The sequence below is a fragment of the Nonomuraea sp. NPDC051941 genome, assembly GCF_044593615.1.
Genome location: NZ_JBIUCF010000011.1, coordinates 241,336 through 265,700, shown reverse-complemented (window position 1 = coordinate 265,700; position 24,365 = coordinate 241,336). Strand labels below are relative to the sequence as shown.

The window sequence follows — 24,365 nt, the reverse complement described above, 5'->3', positions numbered from 1 at the left end:
GTCACCCGGAGGATCAGGCTTTCGATTGCCCGACTCCCCTGGTCGTACAGTAGCGTGAGCCCCGCCATGAAGCAGTTCCCCGACTCGCCGCAGGCCCCCGCGGAGACGCGTGCCTGGCCCCCCATCTCCGTCGTCATGCCGGTCCTCAACGAGGAGCGGCACCTTCGCGAGGCCGTCGACCAGGTCCTCGCCCAGAGCTACCCAGGTGAGATCGAAGTCGTGCTCGCCGTGGGTCCGTCCCAGGACCGCACCCAGGAGGTCGCCGACGCCATATCGGCGGCCGATCCACGGGTGACGGTCGTGCCCAATCCGACGGGCCGCACCCCCAACGCGCTCAACGCCGCCATCGCCGCCTCGCGCAACGGCATCATCGCCCGGGTCGACGGGCACGCCATGCTGCCCCCCGACTACCTGCGCGTCGCCGTCGAGACGCTGGCCGAGACCGGCGCCGACAACGTGGGCGGCGTCATGGCGGCCGAGGGCATCACGCCGTTCGAGCAGGCCGTCGCCTGCGCCATGACGTCCAAGATCGGCGTGGGCGCCGCCGCCTTCCACGTGGGCGGCACCGCGGGCCCCGCCGACACCGTCTACCTGGGCGTCTTCCGCCGCTCGGCGCTCGACCGGGTGGGCGGCTACGACGAGCACTTCCAGCGGGCGCAGGACTGGGAGATGAACCACCGCATCCGCCAGAGCGGCGGCCTGGTCTGGTTCCAGCCGCGTATGCGGGTCTCCTACCGTCCCCGCCCCAACGTCAAGGCCCTGGCCAAGCAGTACTTCCACTACGGCAGGTGGCGGCGCGTGGTCGCGCGCACCCACGAGGGCACGATCAACCTGCGCTATCTGGCGCCGCCCGCCGCGGTGCTGGCCATGCTGCTGGGGCTGGTCGTCTCGCCGTTCTTCCCCTGGACGCTCATCGTCCCCGGCGGCTACGCCGTCGCCATCGCGGCGGGCTCCGCGCTGACGGGCAGCGGGCTGTCCCCAGGGGCGCGGCTGCGGCTGCCGATCGTGTACGCCGCCATGCACTGCTCCTGGGGCTGGGGCTTCCTCACCAGCCCGAAGAAGCTGGCCAGGCCGCCCGGGTCATGACCCGGCGAAGACCCGCTCGACGGCGGCGTCGAAGCGGGTCAGCGCGTCCGGATATTCCGCCCCGAACAGGTAGCTCCTGAGCTTGATCCTGGCCCGGGCCAGCGAGTCCTCCCCGTCGAGGAACTCCGCGAGCCCGGCCAGGTCCTTCCCGATCAGCACGCCCGCCTCGGTGCTCGGGTAGCGCTCGTGGAAGGCGCGCTCGTCCAGGCCGGCGACGTTCGTCACCGCGTACGGCTTCTCGCTGGCCAGGAAGTCGGCCACGACGCTGGAGATGTCGCTGATCAGCAGGTCGCACCGGTTGAAGCAGTCGTACAGGTGCGGCTCGGGGCCGGTGACGATCAGATGCTCGATCCGCGGCGTCTCCCCGGTCGCCCGCGACGGGTGCCTGGCCTTCGACTTGGCCAGCTCGGCCGCCTCGATCATGGCCACGATCTTCCGGTGCGCGCGGCCGGCGCTGCGGTCGCGGTGGCCGGTCAGCGGGTGCGGCTTGTAGATCACGCGGACCCGCGGCCGGTGGTCCAGCAGCGCCCGCACGATGCGCGGGCCCATGGTGATCAGCGACGTGTGGAACAGGTCGTCGTTCCAGCCTTCCCAGGTGGGGGCGTACAGGACGGTGCGGTACGGCAGCTCCGGCCCCTTCGTCGAGATGCCTTCGAGCTGCGGCCGGCCGACCTCGTGGATGCTCTCGTCCCTGACGCCCACCCTGGCCCGGCGGTAGCGGTCGCGGCCCGCGGGACCGGCCACCCACACCTCGTCGTACACCCGGGAGAACGGGTTGAACGACGCCTCCTTGTCGCTGTCGCCGTGGTTGAGGAACGCGCTGCGCAGGGTCGGGATGCGCAGCATGTGGACGTTCCTGCCGACGTTGGAGACGTACAGGCAGAGCTTGGCGCTGGACAGGGCGCGGAAGCTCATCAGGTCGGCCGCCGACGGGATGCACAGCATCGGCAGCGTGGTCGCGTCGAGGTGGTTGGCCATGCCGCGCTCGCGCAGCACGACGATGGCGCGCCGGCCGATGCGCTCCAGCGTGGGCAGCCACATCCTGGCCTGGTAGGCGGCCGCGGTGGCGCCGGAGAAGTAGAGGATGACCTCGGGCCGGTACTTCTCGACCTGCTCGCCCACGACCGCCAGCACCCTGGCCTTGTCGGTGAGCGGCGTGGCGCGGCGCACGTACGGGATGAGCGCGAGCGCCCCCGCGATGCCCAGCAGGACCGCCAGGCCGGCGCCGATCGCGGCGGGCACGGCGCCGACGGCCGCGCCGGCCACCGGCAGCGCGTCGAGGTAGAGGAAACGCATGCTGCGGCTGTCACGCAGGGACGGCGGCGGCATCTTCGGGATGCGCAGCGCCGAGACGTCGAGGTTGCGGGTGGTCACCGGCATCCGGCTGAGCGTCCCCTTGAGCCGCAGCGCCAGCGCCGTGTGCCCGGCCCGCACCACGTGGATCGCGAAGATGCCCGACGCCAGCGCCACGAACCACGGCGAGTCGACCCCCGCCATCCGCGCCACCAGCAGCAGCGCCATGGTCTCCCTGGCGGCGAAGCGCAGCGTGACCCCGAGGTGCACCCTGCCGAGCAGTTCGGGCAGCGGCCTGGCGGCGCGCGAGGCCGCGTACTCCACCGCATAGGAGAGCACGGCGACCGCCCCGAACACCACCGGAGCGGGCCAGAGGGCCGACCACAACAGCGTGGGGTAGCAGCCGAGCAGGGCCGCGATCACGATGAGTCTCCTCATGTGATCGCACAGTAACAACTCTCAGGTCAAACGTCTGTGACCTATCTGGGCAAGTCGGAGATCGGCGGGGTTGCGGCGAGCTGGAAGAGCAGCTCGGCGATCCGCAGATCGAGGGGGTGGGTGACCTTGATGTTGTGCTCGCTGCCCGGCACGAGGTGGATCGGCACGTCGGGCAGGTAACGCAGCACCACGCCGCAGTCGTCGGTGGCCGGGCGGCCGGCGAACCCGGGGTCGGCCAGCGCCCGCTCGTACGCCTCGCGGATCACCGAGAGCCGGAAGCACTGCGGCGTCTGGCTGCGCCGCAGCACCGACCTGTCCAGCACGTCGCCGATCACCTCGCCGCCGGGCCCCGGCACGGCCACGAGGACCGTGTCGGAGCTCGGGATCGCCACGTTGACGGCCGAACGGGTCTCCAGCGCCTTGACGCACTCGGTGATGATCCGGGGCTCCACGAGCGGGCGTACGGCGTCGTGCAGCAGCACGTTGCACTCCTCGGCCCCCAGCGCCCCCAGGGCCAGCCACGTGCTCTCGGTACGGCTCGCGCCGCCCTCCACGACCTTGCTGACCTTGTCGTAGCCGCCCTTGTCCACGATCTCGCGGATCCGGTCGGTGTAGCCGGGCGTCATCAGCACCACGATCTCGTCGATCTCCGGCGCGTTCTGGAACACCGCCAGCGAGTGCTCGATGATCGGCTTTCCCGCGACCTCGATGAGCTGTTTGGGGGTGTCCATCCCGATCCGCTGCCCCACGCCGCCCGCGAGAAGCACCCCGACCGACCGCAACCGTGAATCCATATCGGCAGCGTAACGGTCCTGTTCCGTGATTCCGCCTTGACCTGTCGCTACGCTGTGCCTACGCACCCCCAAGCCACGCGGCTCCCGCGCGACCGGGAGGAGACCTGCGCTTTGCCCGACTCATTGACCCGCGAGACCACGGCCACATCGGTCGTCGTGCTCGCCACGACCCCGGCATGCAAGCTCTCCAGCTTCGACGTCACCCTGCTCGACCGCGTCACCGACCAGCTCGCCACGCTGCCCGTCCGGGAGATCCAGGTGGTGACGCCGGGTGGCGGCCTCGGAGCCGACCTCAGAGGCGTCGCCAAGATCGCCCGGATCTCCACGGGAGCGGTGGCCGTGCTCCCCGCGGACCTGGTGGCCCACACCGAGGCGCTGGCGCTGCTGCTCGACCACCCCGCGCGCGGCAGCGGGGCCCTGGTCTCCCATGACGCCGCCGCGGCGCCCATGCGGCCGCCCGTCCGCGTCGAAGGAGGCAAGATCGTCGCCGCGGGCAGTTCGTTCCATGTGGTCCCCGAGGCCAACGCCACGTTCAGAGGCGTGCTGAAGGCGGGCGAGGCCGACCTGGGCGCGCTGGCGGACATCGCGGAGGAGCTGGCCGAGCTGGCCGACACCGGCAGGCTCGGCCCGGTCACCCCCGTCGAGGCCGTCGACCTGCTCCTGGTCGGGCTGGTCAGATCGGGCGTGTCGGTGCGGGCGGCCGGGATCGGGCCGCTGCACGCCGACCGGGTGACCGGCCAGCACGCCGCCGACACCGCCGTCGCCAGGCTGGCCGAGGTGGACGAGGCCAAGGTCAGGCTCGACCTGTCCATCAAGGCGGACGACGGCTTCTTCGCCACCTTCTTCGTCTCCACCTGGACGCGCCACCTGCTCAAACCGGCGGTCCGGCTCAACCTGGCCCCCAACACCGTCACCGGCGCCTCGATCGGGATGGCCGCGCTGGCGGCCCTCTGGTTCTCGGAGGGCAGCCAGGCCGGCCGGCTGGCGGGGGCGCTGCTGTTCTACCTGTCGTTCGCGCTCGACTGCCTCGACGGGCAGCTGGCCCGCTACACGCGCACGTTCTCGCCGCTGGGGGCGTGGGCCGACGGCATGGCCGACCGGCTGAAGGAGTACGCCGTCTACGTCGGCCTGGCCCTGGGCTTCGCCGGCACCGGCATCTGGCAGCTCGCCGTGGCCGCCATGATACTCCAGGTCGTACGGCACGCCATCGACCAGTCGTACGCAGGGGCCCGCACCGACGCCGCCCGCGTCGGCGCGCAGTGGGGGCGCCCCGCGCGCTCCCTCCTGGAGTCGGCCGACGGGAGCCGGGCACGGGGCGTGCTCGGGATCGCCCAGCGCCTGGAGCGCGACGCGATCGCCCGCTGGCTCAAGAAGAGCGTCGTGCTGCCCATCGGCGAGCGCACCGCGCTGATCGCCGTCACCGCCGCGGGCTGGAACGCCAGAGTGACGTTCCTGTCCCTGCTCTGCTGGGGCGGCGTGGCGGCCCTCTATCAGCTCGCCGGACGGATCGCGAGGTCGGCACGGTGATTTCGGTCCACATGACGCCCGTCCCCCGCAGCACGGTCGTGGCCTACCGCGACGACGGCCCGCTCTCGCGCGCCATGGGCCTGCTGGTGGCCGGGCAGCTCCCGCCCCTGCCGCCGGTGATCGCGGGCACGTTCGTCACGGGCGTGCTGCTGCTGCTCGGCGTGGCGGGCACGGACGGGCTCGCGGTGTTCGCGCCCGCCGTGACGCTGCTGCTGGCCGGGCCGGGCAGCACGCACGCGCACGACGGCAGGTTCGACTGGCTCGTCCCGCCGATCCTGCGGCTCATCGAGTACACCTTCGTCGCGTCGTGCGGGTTCGCCCACGAGGTGCACCCGGTGGTGATCTTCCTGCTGCTCGGCGCGCTGGCGTTCCACCACTATGATCTTGTTTACCGGCTGCGGCAGCGCGTGTACGCACCGGCGTGGCTGTCCACGTTCGGCCTCGGCTGGGACGGCCGGATGATGGTGGTCTCGCTGGTCGCCCTCACGGGCTGGCTGACCGGCGGCTATCTGCTGCTCGCGCTCTATCTGTGGGCGTTCTTCGGCTGGGAGAGCCTCACGTGCTGGCTTGCCGCGCCCCGTTCCGGGGTGGAAACACCCGATACGGGAACGCAAGACTAACGCCGGATTACCCGCTCAGGGCCCAAAGACGAATACTCTTTGGGCTCACGAAGACATGCTCGACTGAGGAGTGCACGTTGCTGGGAATGGTTCTGGCCGCTGGAGCCGGACGACGTCTGCGGCCGTACACCGACACGTTGCCGAAGGCGCTCGTGCCGGTCGACGGCGAAACCACGATCATGGACATCTCCCTGCGCAACCTCGCGGCGGTGGACCTGCGGGAGGTCGTGGTCGTCGTCGGTTACGCGGCGCAGGCCGTCCACGACCGCAAGGAGGCCCTGGAGCAGCGGCACGGCGTCAAGCTCACCCTCGTCCACAACGACAAGGCCGAGGAGTGGAACAACGCCTACTCCCTGTGGTGCGCCCGCGACTACTTCTCCCAGGGCGTGCTGCTGGTCAACGGCGACACCGTGCACCCGGTCTCGGTCGAGAAGACGCTGCTGTCGGCTCCTGAGACGAGCGGCATCCTGCTGGCCGTCGACAACGTCAAGAAACTCGCCGACGAGGAGATGAAGGTCACGCTCTCGCCGGAGGGCTCGCTGCGCCGCATCACCAAGCTGATGGACCCGGCCGAGGCGTACGGCGAGTACATCGGCGCCACCCTCATCCGGCCCGGCGCGGCCGACCTGCTGGCCGACGCGCTCAAGACGACCTTCGAGCGTGACCCCCAGCTCTACTACGAGGACGGCTACCAGGAGATGGTCGAGCGCGGCGAGGTCATCCACGCCGCGCCCATCGGCGAGGTCGACTGGGTCGAGGTGGACAACCACGACGACCTGGCGAAGGCTCGTACCATAGCCGTCCGCTACTGAGGGGGCGCGCATGCCGCTTCTAGCGAGGATGCTGCCGGCGCCGCTGACCATGCAGGTCAGGCGGGGCGCGGTGGCCGAGCTCGGCGCCCTGCTGGCCGACAGCAGGGTGGCCACCTCCGGCCGGGTCGCGGTGGCCGTCGGCCGCGGGCAGGGCGACCACATCGAGAGCTTGATCACACCCCAGCTGGGCGAGGCCGAGGTGTTCCGGGTGGCCGACGGCTCGGTCGACGCGGCCGTCTCCCTCGGCGCCGACCTGCGCAAGGCCGCCTACGAGGTGGTGGTGGGCGTCGGCGGCGGCAAGACCATCGACGCCACCAAGTACGCCGCCTCGCTCGCCGGCATCCCGATGGTCGCGGTGGCCACCAACCTCTCCCACGACGGCATCTGCTCGCCCACGGCCTCCCTGGTCTACGAGGGCGGCAAGGGCTCGTTCGGGGTGCCGATGCCGCTGGCCATCCTGGTCGACCTCGACTTCGTGCACAACGCGCCGGAGTCGCTGGTCAGGGCGGGCGTGGGCGACGTGGTGAGCAACCTGTCGGCCATCGAGGACTGGCAGCTCGGCAACGTCGAGCGCGGCGAGCCCATCGACGGGCTGGCCTGCTCGATGTCCCGCACGGCCGCCGAGGCGCTCGTCGGCCGCGGCGACTCCATCGAGTCCGACGCGTTCCTGACCGTGCTGGCCGAGTCCCTCATCCTGTCCGGCATGTCCATGGTGATCGCAGGGTCGTCCCGGCCCGCGAGCGGTGGAGATCATGAGATCCTTCATGCCGTGGATCAGCTCTTCCCCGGCACCTCCAACCACGGCGAGCTCGCCGGGATCGGTGCCGCCTTCTGCTTCTTCCTGAGGGAGGACGAGGCCCGGGTCACGCAGGTGGTCGACTGCCTGCGCCGGCACAAGCTGCCCGTCGTGCCCGCCGACATCGGGCTGACCGGCCAGCAGTTCGCCGAGGCCGTCGCCCTGGCGCCGTCCACCCGCCCCGGCCGCTACACGATCCTGGAGCACCTGCGCATGCAGGACTCCGAGATCCACGATCGGGTGGGGGACTATGTCCGGGCCTTCGGTAGCTGAGATCCGGCGGGTCGCCCAGCCCGCCGGCCACCTCGAGCGCAGGAACGGCGAGCACTGGGCCGGCGTGCTCTACATGCGCCGGCTGTCCATCTACGTCACCTGGCTGTTCGCCAAGACCTCCGTCACGCCCAACCAGCTCACCTGGGTGATGACGGTGGCCGGGGCCCTGGCCGGGGTCGTGCTCGCCCTGCCGGGCCTGTGGGCCGCCGTGGGCGCCGCCCTGCTGGTGCAGGTCTACCTGCTGCTCGACTGCTCCGACGGCGAGCTGGCCCGCTGGACGGGGAAGACCTCGCTGGTCGGGGTCTACCTCGACCGGGTCGGGGCCTACTTCTGCGAGGCCGCGGTGCTGGCCGGGCTGGGCTGGCGGGCGTCGGCCGTCCTCCCCGACTGGTACACCGTGCTGGGCTTCGCCGCGGCGCTCGGCGCGATCCTCATCAAGGCCGAGACGGACCTGGTGGAGGTGGCGCGGGCCAAGGGCGGTCTGGAGGCCGCCACGGAGGCTTCCGCGGTGCAGTTCCGCTCCGGGCTCCTGGGCCTGGGCCGGCGGGTGCTCTCGGCGACGAAGTTCCACCGGATCGTGCAGCCGATCGAGCTGTCGCTGCTGGCGCTGGCGGCCGCCGTCGTCGATCTGATCCTCGGTGACCTGACGGCCTCGCGGGTCCTGATCGTGGCCTGCTTCGTAGCGGCATGCCTACAGGTTGTCCTGCATTTGGTAAGCATCATCGCCTCGAAGAGACTGGCGTGATCTGATGTCGGAACCGGAGGAGCTCCCCGTCCGTCGTATAGATCGGACGTCCGCCGTTCGGTGGGGGTTCATCCTCGGTTCCGATACGCTTAGCCCCAGCCTTTCCAAAACATGCAGACCAGCAGACTCGGTGATCATGAAAGAATGCTCCGCCCGTGTTCTCAACGCGTCAGGACAGTGATTCGTTGAAGATCTCGTGCGTCATCCTCACCATGGGTAACCGGGTCGCGGAGCTGAATCGGGCGGTCGAGTCCGCGCTCAACCAGGTCGACGGCGACGTCGAGGTGGTGATCGTGGGCAACGGCGCAGATGTGCCCGAATTGTCGGCGACGCCACCCGAAGGGTCGGCCGCGGTCGTGAAAGCGATCCGGCTCGACCAGAACACGGGCATCCCCGCAGGCCGTAACCGCGGCGTGGAGGAGTGCTCGGGAGACGTCGTGCTGTTCCTCGACGACGACGGCTGGTATGCCAACCAGAAGGTCGTCGCGCACGTACGCGACCGCTTCGCCACCGAGCCGGACCTCGCGGTGATCTCCTTCCGCGTCATGGACCCCGACGGCGGCATCGGCCAGCGGCGCCACGTGCCCCGGCTGCGCGCCGGCGACCCGCAGCGCTCGTCGCCGGTCACGACGTTCCTCGGCGGCGCCTCGGCCATCAGGCGCTCGGCCTTCCTCCAGGTGGGCGGGCTGCCCGAGCGGTTCTTCTACGCTCACGAGGAGACCGACCTGGCCTGGCGGCTCCTGGGCGAGGGCTACCGGATCGAGTACGACGCCGAGACGGTGATGTACCATCCGCAGGTCCCGCCGACCCGGCACGTCGAGTTCTACCGGCTCAACGCGCGCAACCGGGTCTGGCTGGCGCGGCGCAACCTGCCGTGGCCGCTGGCGTTCCTCTACCTCACCAACTGGGTCGTGCTCACCCTCGTGCGGGAGCGCGGGGCCGGGCCGGCGCTCAAGGCGTGGTTCAGCGGGTTCTTCGAGGGCCTGCGCACCCCGGCGGGCGAGCGACGGCCCATGGCGTGGCGTACGGCGTGGCGCATGGTCAAGCTGGGCCGTCCGCCGATCGTCTGACCGCGGCGGGCCATCGGGGCGTCAGACCTCGACGGCCTCGCCGAAGGACATCGCGGCCCGCGAGATCGTGCTGGTGAACATCGCCCGCCTGGGCAGCCCCAGCTCGCTCAGCTCCTTGGCGATGGGATGGTTGCCCAGCCGGATCAGCGCCCCGCTGGGGCGGATCCGGGCGCCGCGGGCCCGTACGGACCAGGGCACGCGCCGCGTGATCCCGTCCCGGTGCGTGTAGGCGTCGAGCGGCGCCATCACCGTCGCTCCCGGCGCGGGCACGCCCGGCTTGATCAGGATGTCCAGCACGAGCCGGCCGTCCCTACGCAGGACACACCGTTTGTACGGCGTGCCGAGCCGCAGCTCGATGTCCGCCAGCTCCTTCGGGAACCCCCACAGCGTGCGCCCGGCCTCCAGCGTGAACGGCTGGTCCACGGGCAGCCAGTGCACGAACACCCCGGCCTGGCGCAGGTCCCAGAGCCCTCCGGTCCCGGACACGCCTGGGGGACGCACCAGGAACGCCATGCCGAACTCGTGATACGGGTCCAGATCGCCGTCGCGGTAGTCCACGAACAGCAGCACGCAGACGGCCTTGCCGGGCAGGAACTCGGCCACGTCGAGTCCGGAGTACGCGATCACCGCCCTGGCGGCGTCGGCGCGCACCGCGTAGAAGGCGCTGCACACCTCCGCGTCCCGCACCCGCACCGGCATGGCCACCGTCCGGCCCTGGATCAGATGCGTTGCCATGGCCCCAGTACATCAACCCGTCAGTCGTGTCGCCATTCCCACCCCCGATGTCCTTCCGTGGTGCCGCACTCGCCGCCCGGCCTCCGGCGTGTCGCCCGCGCTCCCGGAAGGCCGGCCGTTCCGGTCAGACGGCCAGAGCGTGGGTGGGGAGACCGGCCCAGGACTCGGCGCGGTTGACGAAGGCCGCCGCGTGGTCCGGCCAGTGGTGGTGCAGCCGCGCCTCCGCGTGCCCCAGGGCGCCCAGCCGGGCCCGCCGCACCGGGTCCTCCTTGAGGTCCAGTACGGCGTTCAGCACGGCTTCCACGTCCAGCGGCACCACGAGCCCGCACCCGGTCCGCTCGACCAGCGCCGAGCCCTGGGGAGTCGTGATGACGGGCAGCCCGCGCCCCATGTAGTCCATGATCTTCGTCGGCACCGTCCGCACCGTGTCGTCCGCCAGCGAAAGACCCGCCAGCGCGCCCTCGGCCATGCGCAGCGCGTGCCGGTTGGGCACGTACCCGAACCAGTCGAGCAGCCCGACCCGCTGCGCGTCGCGCAGCAGCGGACGGACGTCCCGGGCCGCCGCGCCGATGAGGTCGAGCCTGACGCCGTACGGGACCAGCCGTTCGGCCAGCCCGATCAGCTCCGACACGCCGCGCTCGGACGAGAGGCGGCCGATGTGCACGACCCTGGTGTCGCCGGGAGGAGGCGGGCTGGGCGACACCAGGGTCGCCTCGGGAACCACCGCGGGCGTGATCACGCGGTGGCGCCTCCCCGCGCGGGCCAGCCGCCTGGGGGAGACCTCTTCGCGTAGGTCCCAGACGACCGGAGGACGCCTGTAGGGCAGCGCGCCCAGCAGCCGGTGCTCGTGCACGATCAGCAGGTCCGCGCCCTTCACGCCGCGTTTCAGCGCCGCGCGCGCCCTGCCGTACGAGGCGTGCCGCGCCACGTCGATCGCGGTGATCCCCATGGTGGGGGTCACGTTGAAGTACGTGAACGGTGCGACGTAGGTGACCTCGTGGCCCGCGTCGAGCAGCGCCCTGATCTGCCGGTGCATGATCCGGGCGTCCTCGGGATGATGGACGGTCGTGGCGACACATGTCCGCATGTGTCGATGCTCCGCGCCTACCAGGTCAAAGGCGTAAATGTGGGTAGAACTGTCGCTTAACTTCGTGATGGGCGGCGATAGAGCCAGATCAGGCGGGGTTCGAGCACCCACTTGAAGACCGTACGGGTCTCAGGCAGGCACAACACGATCGCCAGCGCGAAGGCGCTGGAGGCGATCGCCAGCACGCCGAGCGGCCCGAACAGCCACGGGAGCTCCAGCCAGCCCATCTCCTTGGCGACCAGCACGGGGATGCCGTGCAGCAGGTAGCAGTAGAGCGTGCGGGTGCCGAGGTCGGAGAACCACGTCTCGCCCCGGGGCACCAGCGCCAGGACGGCGAAGCACATGGCCAGCGCGCACACCAGCAGCCCGGCGCGCATGCCGAGGCCCATGTACCACGACAGGTGGAGGTCCTGGAAGCTGGCCTTGAAGTAGAACGGGGAGAGCTTCGCCTGCGGCGCGAGGAGGATCGCCACCCCCGCCGCGCCCAGGATCGTGAGGACCCCCAGGATCTTGATCCACCGCCGGTTGAGCATCTCGAAGTGCTCCGGCTGCATCACCAGGCCGATCACGAAGAACGGCATGAGACCGAAGAAGCGGTCCATGCTGAAGTCGCCCTCGATCTGCGAGAACCCGGAGAGCAGGTAGACGACGATCGCGACCGGCACCGGATATTTCATCCGCTTCCACACCGGGGTGGACAGCCGCCAGAACAGCAGCGCCAGCAGGTACCAGTTGAGCCACGCCGGGTCGATGATCGTCAGGCTCCACTTCTGGCCCACCGAGACGCGGAGCAGGGCGTAGCCGACCTCGACGATCACGTACGGGACCAGGAACGTGTCGACCAGCTTGTTGGTCTTGGCGTTCGAGTTCCAGAAATTTCTGGACAAATAGCCACTGATCAGCACGAACAGCGGCATGTGGAACGTGTAGATGAAGATGTACAGGGCCCTGGAGGAGTCCGCCGACAGCGTCGGCACCAGCGAGTGGCCGACGACCACCAGCGCGATCAGCACGAACTTGACGTTGTCGAGGTACGGGTCGCGCTTGCGCTTGGCCGGCTGGGCCTCCTGCTTCGGCTCCGGCTGCGGCTGGGCCGTGTCGTCCGCCGCGGCCTTCGCCCGCTTCCGCGGACGCCGCTCCTGCGCCGCCTGCGAGGGCTCGTCCGCCGCGGCCGGAGCCTTCGCGGGAGCCTTCGCCGGAACCTTCGCGGGAGCCTTCGCCGGGGCCTTCGCGGGACCCTTCGCCGGGTTCTTCGTCGGGGGCTCGTCGTCCTTGACGGCGGGCTGCGGCTCGGTCAGCTCGCCCGGCGCCATCCAGTGCGGATCGGCTTCCTCGCTCCAGAACGCCTCCTCCGGCAGCGGCCAGCGGGCTCCCGTCTGGGCGGGGCCGCCGGTCTCCTCCTCGGGGCTCCGCGGAGTCGTGACCGGTGGGGAGAATCTGGTGTCAGACACAGGGGAGTCGCTCAGCTTCGCTCGGGGCCGGGGAACACGACGGCAGCACGACCAACGGATGGCCTCTCGGCTCCGGGTCGCGCTGCGTCGCCGACCCGCAACAGACTATCCCGCCCACGCGCCTCCTGTCCCTCGCGTGAGGCGAGAACGCCCGATTCCACAGGGAACTTGGAGGCTCGTCAGGTGCAGGTGTTCTTCTGCTCGGAGGCCGTGATCGTGCTGTTGTTGACGCTGTCGGGCAGCTTGGTCACCTTGACCGACTCGAAGTCCTCGCCCACCACCAGCTGGATCACCGGAGTGCCCTTCGGCGGGGTGCTCGTGGGGGCCGTCGCGGGCGTGTACGGCTGCGGGTTGGTGACCGCGACCTTGCCCGATGCCGGGGCGGGCTTGGGCACGAGGGCCCCGGCCAGCGTCCCGGCGTGGTCGGGCGCCGACTCGATGGTCTTGGCGTAGTGGACCTCGGTCTTCGGCAGGCTCTTGCCGTCGGCGGCCTCGTAGTTGCCGACGCCGACGACGTTGAAGCCCTCCTTGGCGAGCTGGTCGGCGACCTCGCGGGCCTTGCCGAAGGTCTTGGTGCCGTTGAGCACCTGGATCTTCACCTGCTCGGGCTTGAGCGTGACCTTGGGCTTGGTGCCGGTGGCGGTGCCGGTGCTGGCGGACGGCGCCGGGGTGGCGACCTCGGTGTCGGTCTTGATCGAGGTGAACAGCGCGCTGGCGTCGGGCTGCTTCCAGACCACGCGGTTCTTGTCCTCGGGGTCGGGCCCCCACGGGATCGTCGTGAACTTGACGCCGCCGGCGGTCATCTCCTTGGCGCTCAGCGCGATGTTGATGAGCTGCTCGGTGTCGTTGGCCAGCTCCGGGTCCATGGTGACCGAGCCGGCCGCGGCCGCGATGAAGTCCCTGAGCTTGCCGACGTCGGTGAGCAGCTCGCTGCTGGTGGCCTTGGCGACGACCTTGCTCAGGAAGATCTGCTGCCGCTTGATGCGCTGGATGTCGCTGCCGTCGCCGTAGTGGCGCAGGCGCACGTAGCCCAGGGCCTTCTCACCGTTGAGCAGGCTCTTGCCGGGCGGCAGGACCAGCTTGGAGTTCTTGTCGTTGACGCCGGACTTCAGGCAGATCTCGATGCCGCCGAGCGCGTCCACGATGTTCTTGAAGCCGCTGAAGTCGACCTCGACGAAGTGGTTGACGCGGATGCCGGTGAGGGTCTCTATCGTGGAGATCGTGCAGGCGATGCCGCCGGAGTTGTACGCCGAGTTGATCATGTCCCGGCGCGGCGGCATCTCCTGCTTGGTGGTCTCGTTCTTGCACTTGGGGATCTGCACCATCGAGTCACGCGGGAAGCTGATCAGCCGCGCCTTGTCCCGGTTGGGCGAGATGTGCATGAGGATGATCGTGTCGGTGCGCTTGCCGCCCGCGTCCGCCTCCCTGGCCAGCTTCTGGCCGTACCGCGCGTTGCCCTTGCCCGCGCGGGTGTCGGAGCCGACGAGCAGGACGTTGAGGGCGCCGGTGTCCACGGGCCGGGGGTTGATGATGTCGCTGTTGACGCTCTTCTTCTTGATGTTGCCGAAGGCGTCGCGGTAGACCGTGTAGCCGGTCAGCGCGCCGGCCACCATGAGCGAGGTCACGCCGATGCTGACCCAGGCCAGGATGCGCATCTTGTTCTGGCCGCCGCCGTTGCCGCCGCCGCGGTGGCCGCGCGGCGGCCGGTCGTCGGGCGGGGGCGGCGGAGCCGCGGCGGCCGCCGCTCTACGCGCCATCCTGCTGCCGGGCTGGGTGGGGGCAGCCCGGTAGTCCTGCCCGGAGGTGACTACGGGCACGCTCCTGTAGTCAGTCATACGTCCCCTAGCCTCACTTCTCGCGCCTGACGCGCTGGCTTCGTCGCCTCGCGCCACGAGACGAGGTCACGTACGGCGTGCCAGGTGCCATGACCGCGGGGAACGACCGTGACCCGGGCGTGATGTTTCCGCGGCAAAGCATACTCAGAGCTGGACATTACGTGGAATATCATCGCCAAACTCTTTCTTGCTCACGCAGTGTTTTCGCACGTCAGGTCTGATGCTCAGGGCCGCCGCCAAACAGGCCAGGGGCACGGCCGGCAACACGTATCGGTAGTCGAACTCCGCCGCAGCGGCCGGTGTGACCATCAGCACCACGGCCGCTGACCAGGGCACCAGCCAGGGCGCGGGACGCCTGCGCCCGCTCCGGCGGATGGCGGCCGCCACCGGGGGCACCAGCAGCACCCCCAGGAGCACCGGGCCGGGCAGCCGCACCATGTTCTGGTAGGCCCTCAGCCAGCCGGCGTAGGGCTCGACGATCTCCGTGCCGATCTCGCCCCGCTCGTAGAGCTTGGCATAGTCGGCGCCGACCTGTGCGGGATAGCGGCCAGGCGGCCCCGGCTCCGTCACCGGGAACTGGTAGTAGCCGTAGATCTCCGGATCGGGGTAGACCGGGCGGCCCCACGTGAACGTGCGGCCCAGCTCCGTCAGCACCGAGGCGGCGTAGTCGAGCGGCTGCCTGGTGATCGCCAGCGTCGCGAACCGGCCCGCCAGGTCGTCGGTCTCCTTCGTGAACGTGATCCCGGGCAGCAGCACGAGCGGGGAGTCCTTCGCCCAGATGTACTCCTGCGACGGCGGCCGCCGCTCCGGGGGGCGCGGGTCGCACAGGACCCGCAGGTCCGGCGGCGGGTCCATCCTGGCGCAGTCGGCGAACGACATCGTGCGGGCGTACATGAAGACGCCGTTCGCGCCCACGAGCCCGACCCGCTGGTACGTGGCGTAGAACCAGGCGCCGTACGCGATGACCGGCACGAGGGCGGTGGCCAGCAGCAGCCCGGCCAGGCGCAGGCGCCCGCGCAGCACGTACCAGGCGGCCAGGAGCAGGATGAGAGGCTGGCCGACGGTCCTGGTGAGGGTGGCGGCGGCCAGCAGCAGGCCGATGGCGGCCACCGTGCGCCGCCGCTCCGACCCGCACAGCGCCACCGCCGCCACCACCAGGAACATGAAGAGCGTGTCCGAGACGAGCAGGTGCTCCAGCTCGATCTGGTACGCGTCGAGCAGCACCGGCACCGTGGCCAGCGTCGCCACCCACCTCGGCGCCCGTCGCGCGACCCGGTAGATCAGCACGCCGGTGGCCAGGCCGAGCAGGTGATGCGCGGCCGTGACCATCCCGAAGGTGTGGAACGGCTCCAGCAGCTTCAGGAACATCGAGTAGCCCGCCGGGCGGACCAGGTCGGGGCGGGGTTTGAAGACGGTGACGACGTAGGTGTAGGAGTCGGGGAACCACAGGGCCGGCCGGTAGCCCAGCATCGCCAGGGCGCGCAGGGCCGTGCCGAGGGCGAGGACCGCCAGGAACCACCCGTGCCGCCTCCACCGGGACGGATCCCCGACCCACGCCAGGCCTCCGCGAGCGGGCACGTCGGCGCGAGTCTCCGGCATCACCCGCACGCCCTCCCGCTGTCTCTCCGGCATGTCCCGTAGTGCCCACGTACGCTACCCGCCATTCAGTGAACCCCGTGCCAACCGGCCGATAAGGGGTACGCACGCCAGGTCTCCCCGGTTGAGATGAAGATCGCCCGCCGTGTGGCGGAACCCACCGGGACCTCCAGGTTGGATACGCTCGCTCACCGATGGGACTCGACCGATCCGGGCGGATGCTCGCCGTGCTCTCGGTGGCGCCCGCGCTCGCCGTGACGGGCTGGCTGGTGGCGGGGCTGCCGCTGCTGCTGCTCGGCCACTTCGCGCCGCTGCCCGCGGTGCTGCTCGGGCTGCCCGCCGCCGCCCTGCTCTGCCGGGCCGGCACCCGGCGGCTGAGCAAGGTGGCCGAGGCCACGTCCCGGCAGGTCATGGGCGTCGTGGCGGTGGCCGTGGCGTCCGGCGTGTTCAACACGCTCATGCACACCGAGCAGATCGTCGTCAGGCGCGACCCGGCCACGTACGCGCAGTACGCGGCCTGGATCGCGGGCCACGGCTCGCTGCCCATTCCCACGCAGGCCTGGGCGTTCGGCGGCCCGGACCCGTCGCTGATCTTCAAGAGCGTCGGGTTCTACGCGTTCGACGGGGCGGTGGTGCCGCAGTTCATGCCGGGGCCGCCGATCCTGTTCGCGGTCGGCGACTGGCTGGGGATGCCCTTCGCGATCCCGGCGGTGCTGGGCGGGCTGGCCGTGCTCACGGTGGCCGGGGTGGTGGCGCGGCTGGCGGGGGCGCGGTGGGCGGTGCTGGGGGCGGCGGTGTTCGCGGTCAGCCTGCCGATCCTCTACACCTCGCGCAGCACGTTCAGCGAGATCCCGTCGCTGATCCTGCTGTTCGGCGGGCTGGCGCTGGCACACGACGCGCTCGCCCGGCCGGGCCGGGCCCGCGGGCTGCTGGCCGGGCTGGTGTTCGGGCTGGCCGTGCTGGTCCGGGTCGACGGGCTGCGTGACGTGCTGCCCGTGCTGGCGTTCGCGGGGTTGCTGATCGCGATGCGCCGCTTCGCCAGGCCGCAGGGGGCGCTGGGCGTGCCGCTGCTGGCCGGGCTGGTGGCGGGCGCCGGGGCCGGGATGCTCGCGGCGTACCTGCTCTCCCGGCCCTACCTGTCGTACCTGTCGGGGTCGGTCAAGCCGCTGCTGGCCATCTGCGCCGCCGTCCTCGTGTTCACCGCGGTGGGCACGGCCGCCGCCCCGCTGCTGGCCAGGATCCGGCCGCCGGCGTGGGTCCCCGCGGCCGGGGCCGGGCTGGTCGTGCTGCTCATGGCCGGCCTGTACGCGCGCCCGTGGTTCCAGACCGTGACCCGCCAGCCCGTGACGGAGGACGACCGGCGCACGGCCCTGATGATCGCCCAGACCCAGCAGGCCAACGGCCTGCCCGTGGACGACACCCGGCTCTACTTCGAGAACTCCCTGCACTGGGTGACCTGGTACGTCGGCATCCCCGTGGTGGTGCTGGCCACGGTCGCGGCGGCGGTGCTGGTGCGCAGGCTGCTGCGGGACGGCGGACCGTTCGAGTGGCTGCCGCCCCTCGCGGTGATCGGCTGGACCACCGTCACCACGCTCCTGCGCCCCGAGATCACCCCCGACCACCCGTGGGCCGCCCGCCGCCTGGTCCCCATCGTGATCCCGGGCCTGATCCTGCTCGCCATGTACGGCCTGGCATGGCTGCGCGACCTGCTCCGGGCGCACCCGCCGTCCTGGCCGCGCGGGCCCCGGGCGCGGCGGTGGGGGATGGCGCTCGCCGTCCTGATCGTCCTCGCGCCGCCGGCCGTCACCTCCATCGGGACGGCGTTCACGCCGGTCGAGCGAGGCGAGGCGGCGGCGGTGGCGGGGATGTGCGCGAAGTTCCCGCCCGCCGCGTCGGTGCTGATCGTGGAGCGGGTGACCGGCGATCGGTTCACCCAGCTCGTACGCGGCATGTGCGACCGCCCGGCGGCGATCGTGGCCCGCGAGGGTTCGGTGGACACCGCCCCCGAGGCGCAGGTGCGCCGGCTGATCGGCCGGGTGCGCGCCGCGGGCCGCGTCCCCGTCGTGCTGGCCGCCGACAAGGTCCAGGTGGCGCCGTACGGATCTCCGACTCAGGTCTTCGCGCTGGCCTCCCGCCAGGACGAACGCTCTCTCGTGGACGCCCCGAACGGCACCTGGGGCCTGCAGATCGGCGCCTGGATGGCCCTCCCCGAAGGGAATGGATGATCTTGGAAGTGGGAGCTCCCAGTGGGCGCGCGTGGACTCGGCTTTGAGTTGGGCAGAGTACCCTCAAGGCCCGTGAGCACGCTAGAGACCCCGAAGAGTGGACCTGCCGTGGAAGAAGCGCCGTACGTCACCATCGTTCTTCCCTGCTACAACGAGCAGGATCACGTCATCGATGAAGTCGAGCGCATCACCAGGTCCATGGACTCGAGCGGCTACACCTACGAGCTCGTGGCCGTGGACGACTGCTCGACCGACGAGACGCTGGCCAGGCTGAAGCAGGCCGCTCCCGACTACCCCCACCTGCGCATCCGCGCCTTCCACCGCAACGGCGGCGCGGGCACCGTGCGGCGCATCGGCACGCAGGAGGCCAAGGGCGAGATCGTCGTCTGGACCGACGCCGACATGACCTACCCCAACGACCGCATCCCCGAGCTGGTGCAGATCCTGGAGAAGGATCCGATGATCGACCAGGTGGTCGGCGCGCGCACCAGCGAGGAGGGCTCGCACAAGCTGCTGCGGGTCCCCGCCAAATGGGTGATCCGCAAGGTGGCGGAGCAGCTGGCCGGGCAGAAGATCCCCGACCTCAACTCGGGGCTGCGGGCCTTCCGCAGGACGGTGGCCAAGCCCTACCTGCGGCTGCTCCCGCCCGGGTTCTCGTGTGTGACGACGATCACGCTGTCGTTCCTGTCCAACCAGCACGACATCTACTACCTGCCGATCGACTACGCCAAGCGGGCCGGGAAGTCGAAGTTCAGCTTCGTGTCCGACGCGTACCGCTACATCCTGCAGGTGCTGCGGATGATCATGTACTTCAACCCGCTCAAGGTGCTCATGCCGCCCGCGCTGTGGCTGGTGGGCATCGGGTTCGTGAAGGGTCTGTGGGACATGGTCATGCACCCGTTCTACTTCCCGGCCAACACCGTGATGATCTTCCTGTCCGGGCTGCTGATCGGGTCCGTGGCGCTGCTCGCCGACCTGATCGTGCGGTCGCGGGGGGAGTAGCGCGTGCGGATCGCGATCGTCGGCCCCACCTATCCCTACAAGGGGGGCGGGGCCCAGCACACCACCGAGCTGGCGCACCGCCTCGCGGCCCAGGGTCACGACGTGGTGATCGAGTCGTGGCGGGCGCAGTATCCGTCGTTCCTCTACCCGGGGCAGCAGACGATCTCCGCGCCGGAGGGCACGCCTTTCCCGAACACCCTGCGCAGGCTCGACTGGCGGCGTCCCGACGGGTGGGTGTCCGCCGGGAGGCGGCTCAGGTCGGCGGATCTGGTGGTGCTGGCCGTGCTGAGTCCGGTGCAGGTCCCCGCATATTTGGGGATTTTGTACGGGATAGGGCGAAAAGTCAGGACTATTGCCCTCTGCCACAACGTGCTGCCCCACGAGCGCAAGCCGTACGACGAGCCGCTCATGAAGGCGCTGCTCAAGCGGGTCGACGGGGTGCTGACCCACTCCGAGCAGCAGGCCGGGCTGGCCAGGGGGCTGACGGGCAGCCCGGTCAGCGTGGCGGCGCTGCCGCCGCACCTGCCCTCCACCAACGCCGAGAAGTCCACCCAGGTCCATCGCCGGTTGCTGTTCTTCGGCATCGTGCGGCCGTACAAGGGGCTGGACCTGCTGCTCAGGGCGCTGCCCGACGGGATCTCGCTGACCGTCGCGGGGGAGTTCTGGGGCGGGCTCGACGAGACGCGGGCGCTGATCGCCGAGCTGGGCCTCGGTGATCGGGTCGAGCTGCGGCCCGGCTACGTGGCCGCCGAGGACGTGCCGGGGCTGTTCGCGCGGGCGGACGCGCTCGTGCTCCCGTACCGGAACGCGACCGCCAGCCAGAACGTCTGGCTCGGCCACGAGCACGGCGTGCCGGTGATCGCCACCCGCGTCGGCGCGCTCGCCGACCACGTCACCGACGGCGTGGACGGGCTGCTGGTCGAGCCGGGTGACGCCGGGGCGCTGCGCGCGGCCCTCGAACGCTTCTACGCCTCGGGCGAGCCCGAGAGGTTGCGGTCGGGCGTCAAGGCCGTCGATCCCGAGCCGTTCTGGTCGGCGTACGCGGGGACGCTGCTGGCCGCCTGACGGCCGAGCACGAACGAGATGCCCGCGGCCGTCGCGTCCGCCAGCGTGAACGCCAGCCGCGACACGATCGCCACCGCGAGCGCCGCCGGGGTGCCGATGAGCGGCGCGAGCACCAGCACCAGCGCGCCCTCCCTGACCCCGACCCCCGCGGGCACGACGATGGTGAGGATCCCGGTGGCCCACGCGAACGCGTACGCTCCGGTCGCGACGAGGTAGAGGTCGGAGCGGCCGGAGAGCAACCAGATGTGCAGGCCGTACACGAACCAGCCGAGCGCGGTCCACGCCACCGCGACGACCACGGTACGGCCGGGCAGCACGCTCTCCAGCGGCTCCTTGCGCGCGATCCGCAGCGCCAGGTTGAGACCCCAGGTGAGCACCTTGGGATGCAGGCACACGATGATCACCGGCACGAGCAGCACGAGGTACCAGGCCTTGCGCACCGCCTCCAGCGAGCCCAGCGTCGCCGCGGCGATCGAGACGGCGACGCCGAGGTTGATCACCAGGCTCAGCGAGATCGTCGCGAACGTGCGCCGCGGCGGGCTCCCGTGGTCGCGCCCGAGGTCCATCATCGCCGCGTACGCCCACACGGCGCCCGGGATGTACTTGCCCAGCTGGCCCACGAACATGATCCGCCCGGCGATCCGCAGCGGCACCCGCGTGCCCAGCCCCGCCAGGATCTCCCGCCAGGCCACCAGGATGAAGACCTGGCCGAGCAGCACCGCCGCGAACGCCCCGAGCACCGCCCACGGCGACATCGCCGCCACCGCCCCGGTGGTCTCGTCCCAGTTCGTGGCCAGCCCGTAACCCAGGAAGCCGAGGGCGATCAGGGCGAGGACGACGCGCAGCAGGCGACGGAGCATTCGCTCAGGCTACGCGTGCTCCGCCGGGCAGGCCAGACGGCGGCGCCGGAGACCGCGGGCGCGGCCCGCACCGGCTTCGTACCCATGCCCATTTGGGTACTGTGGGTCCTCGTGGGTAAGCAACGAGTCGCGCAGCTCGAATACTCGGAGTTCCAGTCCGCCATGCTCGACGAGGGCAAACGGCGGCGGAAGGCTGCGAAGATCATCGCGGTGCTCGAGCACTTCCGCGGGCCGCTGAGCGGGCTGACGGTGGGCGACGTGGGCTGCTCCGCGGGGTTCATCGCCGACGAGCTCGCGCAGGCCGGGGCGAAGCACACGCTGGGCATCGACATCGACGTGCCGGGGCTGCGCAAGGCCGCCGACCGGTTCGGCGAGCGGGTGGCGTTCGTGTGCGGCGACGGCACCGCGCTGCCGTTCCCCGACGGGTCGATCGACGTGCTGGTCTTCAACCACATCTACGAGCACGTGGTCGACCCCGACTCCGTGGTGGCCGAGATGCACCGGGTGCTGTCCGACGACGGGGTCCTATACCTGGGGCTGGGCAACCGGCTCGGCGTCATGGAGCCCCACTACAAGCTGCCGTTCCTGTCCTACCTGCCGCCCGCGCTGGCCGACCGCTACGTGCGGGCGTCCGGGCGGGCCGACCACTACTACGAGCGGTTCAGGACGCGGCGCGGGCTGCGCAGGATGCTGCGGGCCTTCCACGTGTGGGACTACACCTTCCCCGTGCTGGCCACGCCGGGTCAGTTCGCGGGGGGCGAGCTGTTCCCGGGCGCGCTGGGGCGGATCGCGCAGACCGTGCTGGCCCGCACTCCCCGCGAGGTGCTCAGGCTGCTGCTGCCCCTGGTGCCCACGTACCTGTGGGTGGCCACCAAGACGCCGCGGCGGCCCGCGGGCGCGGCGCTGCCCCAGCCGCCCGAGCGGGTCCGCCCGCTGTGACGACAGTGAAAGAGGAGGCCGTCCCGCGGCGCTCGCCGGTCCGCAGGCTCGTCCGGTACGGCTTCCTGGCCGTCGCGCTCGGCTTCGGCGCCTACGCCGTGGCCAAGCAGTGGGACACCGTGGTGGCCGGGTTCGCCAGGCTGTCGTGGGCCGCGCTGGCCGGGTCGCTGGTCGCCGTGGTCGCCGCGCTGCTCGGTGCCATGCTCACCTGGCGCACCCTCCTGGCCGACCTCGGCTCCCCGCTGCCGCTGAGGCCCGCCGCCAAGGTCTTCTTCGTGGGCCAGCTCGGCAAATACATCCCCGGCGCCGTCTGGCCGGTGATCGCCCAGATGGAGATGGGCCGCGACCTCGGCGTGCCGCGCTCGCGCAGCGCGGCGGCGTTCTTCCTGATGATGCCCATCCAGCTGGCGACCGGCCTGCTCGTCTCGCTGGTCACGCTCGGCTGGGACCGCTACGGCTGGCTGCTGCTGTTCATCCCGCTGCTGCTGGTCCTGCTGGAGCCCAAGGTCATCAACGCCGTGATCGGGTACGCCCTGCGCAAGCTCAAGCGGGAGCCGCTCGAACGCCCGCTCACTCGGCGCGGCATGCTCGCCGCCCTCGGCTGGGCGCTGGCCGGCTGGCTCTGCTACGGCGTGCACCTCTACTTCGTCGCCCCCCAGGGCGGCCTGCTCTTCGCCGTCGGGGCCTTCGCGCTGTCGTGGTGCCTGGGCATCCTGACCTTCGTCGTCCCGGCGGGCGCGGGCGTGCGGGAGGTGGCGATGGTCGCGGTGCTGGCGCCTCACGTGGACGGCGGCGCGGCGATCGCGGTGGCTCTTTCATCCCGCATTGTCATTATTTTGGGGGACCTGATCTGCGCCGGTATGGCGGGAATCGCAGCGCGTCGCAACTCCGTGTGATTTGACCGGCGATTTAGGGGAGGCTGGTCATAAGCTGAACTTCAGAGGGGGACACCAGTCCCACGTTGATCTTGAGGGGAGAAGATCTACGTAATGCCTCGAGTGCTCGTCGACGCGGCGGCGGTCCCCGCGGACCGTGGCGCGTTGATCAGATATGTGGACGGGCTCGTGGCCGCGCTCGACCGGGCCGGCGCAGACCTCGCGGTGGTCTGCCAGCGATCGGAGGCCGAACGCTACCGGCGCCTCGCGCCCTCGGCCCTGGTCCTCCCGGGGCCCGTGGCGATCTCCAACAGGGCCGCCCGGCTCGCCTGGGAGCAGACCGGCCTGCCGCTGCTCGCCCGGCAGGCGGGGGCGGACGTGATCCACGCCCCCTACTACTCCATCCCGCTCGGTTCGGGCCTGCCGACCGTGGTGACGATCCACGACGCCACCTGGTTCACCGAGCCCGACCAGCACAGTCCGCGGGCGTCGTTCTTCCGCTCCGCCACCCGCACCGCCGTGCGCCACGCCCGGCGGGTGATCGTGCCCTCCAAGGCGACCAGGGACGAGCTCGTCCGCGTGCTCGCCGCCGACCCCACCCGCATCGACGTCGCCTACCACGGAGTCGACCTGGGGCAGTTCCACCCGCCGAGCGACGACGAGATCCGCCGGGTCGCGCTGCGGTGCGGGCTGCACGGCCAGCCCTATGTGGCGTTCCTGGGCGCGCTCGACCCCCGTAAGAACGTTCCCAACCTCATCCGCGGTTTCGCCGCCGCCGCGAAGCACCTGGACGCGCCGCCCGCGCTGGTGATCGGCGGCGGGGTCCACGAGGACGACGTCGACGCCGCCTGCCGGGAGGTGGAGGCCACCGTCAGGGTCATCCGGCCCGGCTACCTGCGCGCGCCCGACCTGCCCGGGTTCCTGGGCGGGGCGCTCGTGGTGGCCTTCCCGTCGCGCGGCGAGGGGTTCGGCCTGCCGGTGCTGGAGGCCATGGCCTGCGGCGCGCCGGTCCTGACGACACATCGCTCGTCTCTGCCAGAGGTCGGCGGCGACGCCGTGGCCTACACTGAGCCGGACGCCGACAGCATCGCCGTGGCGCTCGGACACCTGCTGGGCTCCCCCGCCCGCAGGGGGGAGCTGCGGGAGGCGGGGCTGGCAAGAGCACGCGAGTTCACCTGGGACGCCTCGGCCGAGGCGCATCTCAGCTCTTATCAACGCGCGATCGAATAGTTCGGTAACCT

Annotated in this window: 21 protein-coding genes; 13 read left to right on the top strand and 8 right to left on the bottom strand. The window is 71.0% G+C overall.

Annotated features, from left to right (window positions below; genetic code table 11):
• The first annotated feature begins 66 nt into the window (after positions 1-66).
• Complete coding sequence (locus ACIHFD_RS20860) at positions 67-1,086, top strand: glycosyltransferase family 2 protein (protein WP_397368309.1); 1,020 nt, start codon at positions 67-69, stop codon at positions 1,084-1,086.
• Here the strand turns inward: ACIHFD_RS20860 and ACIHFD_RS20855 are convergent.
• Both ACIHFD_RS20855 and ACIHFD_RS20850 read right to left on the bottom strand, forming a co-directional pair.
• Positions 1,081-2,817, bottom strand: a complete 1,737-nt coding sequence (locus tag ACIHFD_RS20855; protein WP_397368308.1) for a CDP-glycerol glycerophosphotransferase family protein — start codon at positions 2,815-2,817, stop codon at positions 1,081-1,083. The two genes, ACIHFD_RS20860 and ACIHFD_RS20855, sit on opposite strands and share 6 nt — an antisense overlap.
• A gap of 41 nt (positions 2,818-2,858) precedes the next feature.
• On the bottom strand, positions 2,859-3,611 hold the full coding sequence (locus ACIHFD_RS20850) for an IspD/TarI family cytidylyltransferase (RefSeq protein WP_355190710.1): 753 nt from the start codon (positions 3,609-3,611) through the stop codon (positions 2,859-2,861).
• Positions 3,612-3,722: 111 nt separating this feature from the next.
• Here ACIHFD_RS20850 and ACIHFD_RS20845 point away from each other — a divergent pair, with 111 nt between their 5' ends.
• The 6 genes from ACIHFD_RS20845 (at position 3,723) to ACIHFD_RS20820 (ending at position 9,454) form a co-directional block, all read left to right on the top strand.
• Positions 3,723-5,138, top strand: coding sequence for a CDP-alcohol phosphatidyltransferase family protein (locus ACIHFD_RS20845; RefSeq protein ID WP_397368307.1), 1,416 nt, complete (start codon positions 3,723-3,725; stop codon positions 5,136-5,138).
• An 11-nt stretch (positions 5,139-5,149) separates the two neighbouring features.
• Complete coding sequence (locus ACIHFD_RS20840; RefSeq protein WP_397368306.1) at positions 5,150-5,758, top strand: DUF5941 domain-containing protein; 609 nt, start codon at positions 5,150-5,152, stop codon at positions 5,756-5,758.
• A gap of 77 nt (positions 5,759-5,835) precedes the next feature.
• On the top strand, positions 5,836-6,570 hold the full coding sequence (locus ACIHFD_RS20835; protein ID WP_350728359.1) for a phosphocholine cytidylyltransferase family protein: 735 nt from the start codon (positions 5,836-5,838) through the stop codon (positions 6,568-6,570).
• 28 nt (positions 6,571-6,598) lie between these two features.
• Complete coding sequence (locus ACIHFD_RS20830) at positions 6,599-7,639, top strand: iron-containing alcohol dehydrogenase family protein (protein ID WP_350728654.1); 1,041 nt, start codon at positions 6,599-6,601, stop codon at positions 7,637-7,639.
• Positions 7,617-8,384, top strand: coding sequence for a CDP-alcohol phosphatidyltransferase family protein (locus ACIHFD_RS20825; protein WP_397368305.1), 768 nt, complete (start codon positions 7,617-7,619; stop codon positions 8,382-8,384). The genes ACIHFD_RS20830 and ACIHFD_RS20825 overlap by 23 nt, the downstream gene beginning before the upstream one ends.
• A 185-nt stretch (positions 8,385-8,569) precedes the next feature.
• Positions 8,570-9,454, top strand: a complete 885-nt coding sequence (locus ACIHFD_RS20820; RefSeq protein WP_350728361.1) for a glycosyltransferase — start codon at positions 8,570-8,572, stop codon at positions 9,452-9,454.
• A 21-nt stretch (positions 9,455-9,475) separates the two neighbouring features.
• Here ACIHFD_RS20820 and ACIHFD_RS20815 read toward each other — a convergent pair whose 3' ends face one another.
• The 5 genes from ACIHFD_RS20815 to ACIHFD_RS20795 all read right to left on the bottom strand — a co-directional run bounded on the left by ACIHFD_RS20815 (position 9,476) and on the right by ACIHFD_RS20795 (position 16,194).
• Positions 9,476-10,189, bottom strand: coding sequence for an acetoacetate decarboxylase family protein (locus ACIHFD_RS20815; RefSeq protein WP_363962445.1), 714 nt, complete (start codon positions 10,187-10,189; stop codon positions 9,476-9,478).
• A 124-nt stretch (positions 10,190-10,313) separates the two neighbouring features.
• A complete protein-coding gene (locus ACIHFD_RS20810; RefSeq protein WP_397368304.1) occupies positions 10,314-11,276 on the bottom strand; it encodes a glycosyltransferase in 963 nt (320 codons plus the stop codon).
• A 56-nt stretch (positions 11,277-11,332) separates the two neighbouring features.
• Positions 11,333-12,727, bottom strand: a complete 1,395-nt coding sequence (locus ACIHFD_RS20805; protein WP_397368303.1) for an acyltransferase family protein — start codon at positions 12,725-12,727, stop codon at positions 11,333-11,335.
• A gap of 179 nt (positions 12,728-12,906) precedes the next feature.
• Complete coding sequence (locus ACIHFD_RS20800; protein ID WP_397368302.1) at positions 12,907-14,562, bottom strand: LCP family protein; 1,656 nt, start codon at positions 14,560-14,562, stop codon at positions 12,907-12,909.
• A 144-nt stretch (positions 14,563-14,706) separates the two neighbouring features.
• Positions 14,707-16,194, bottom strand: coding sequence for a hypothetical protein (locus ACIHFD_RS20795; RefSeq protein WP_397368301.1), 1,488 nt, complete (start codon positions 16,192-16,194; stop codon positions 14,707-14,709).
• Positions 16,195-16,352: 158 nt separating this feature from the next.
• Here ACIHFD_RS20795 and ACIHFD_RS20790 point away from each other — a divergent pair, with 158 nt between their 5' ends.
• The 3 genes from ACIHFD_RS20790 to ACIHFD_RS20780 all read left to right on the top strand — a co-directional run bounded on the left by ACIHFD_RS20790 (position 16,353) and on the right by ACIHFD_RS20780 (position 20,450).
• Positions 16,353-18,383 carry a hypothetical protein gene (locus ACIHFD_RS20790; protein ID WP_397368300.1) on the top strand — a complete coding sequence of 677 codons (2,031 nt, stop codon included), beginning with the start codon at positions 16,353-16,355 and terminating at the stop codon, positions 18,381-18,383.
• Positions 18,384-18,455: 72 nt separating this feature from the next.
• Positions 18,456-19,385 (top strand): glycosyltransferase family 2 protein, encoded by a 930-nt coding sequence (locus tag ACIHFD_RS20785; protein WP_357726325.1) that lies wholly within the window; start codon positions 18,456-18,458, stop codon positions 19,383-19,385.
• 3 nt (positions 19,386-19,388) lie between these two features.
• Entirely contained in the window at positions 19,389-20,450 is a 1,062-nt protein-coding gene (locus ACIHFD_RS20780; protein WP_397368299.1) for a glycosyltransferase family 4 protein, read from the top strand.
• On the opposite strand, the gene ACIHFD_RS20775 is transcribed toward ACIHFD_RS20780, so the two are convergent.
• A complete protein-coding gene (locus ACIHFD_RS20775) occupies positions 20,351-21,310 on the bottom strand; it encodes a lysylphosphatidylglycerol synthase transmembrane domain-containing protein (protein WP_364243006.1) in 960 nt (319 codons plus the stop codon). The two genes, ACIHFD_RS20780 and ACIHFD_RS20775, sit on opposite strands and share 100 nt — an antisense overlap.
• A gap of 111 nt (positions 21,311-21,421) precedes the next feature.
• Here ACIHFD_RS20775 and ACIHFD_RS20770 point away from each other — a divergent pair, with 111 nt between their 5' ends.
• The 3 genes from ACIHFD_RS20770 (at position 21,422) to ACIHFD_RS20760 (ending at position 24,354) form a co-directional block, all read left to right on the top strand.
• Positions 21,422-22,249 carry a methyltransferase domain-containing protein gene (locus tag ACIHFD_RS20770; RefSeq protein WP_397368298.1) on the top strand — a complete coding sequence of 276 codons (828 nt, stop codon included), beginning with the start codon at positions 21,422-21,424 and terminating at the stop codon, positions 22,247-22,249.
• Positions 22,246-23,145: a lysylphosphatidylglycerol synthase transmembrane domain-containing protein gene (locus ACIHFD_RS20765; protein ID WP_364243000.1), complete on the top strand. Its 900-nt coding sequence runs from the start codon at positions 22,246-22,248 to the stop codon at positions 23,143-23,145. Before ACIHFD_RS20770 ends, ACIHFD_RS20765 begins: the two co-directional genes overlap by 4 nt.
• A gap of 93 nt (positions 23,146-23,238) precedes the next feature.
• On the top strand, positions 23,239-24,354 hold the full coding sequence (locus tag ACIHFD_RS20760; protein ID WP_397368297.1) for a glycosyltransferase family 4 protein: 1,116 nt from the start codon (positions 23,239-23,241) through the stop codon (positions 24,352-24,354).
• Positions 24,355-24,365 lie beyond the last annotated feature (11 nt).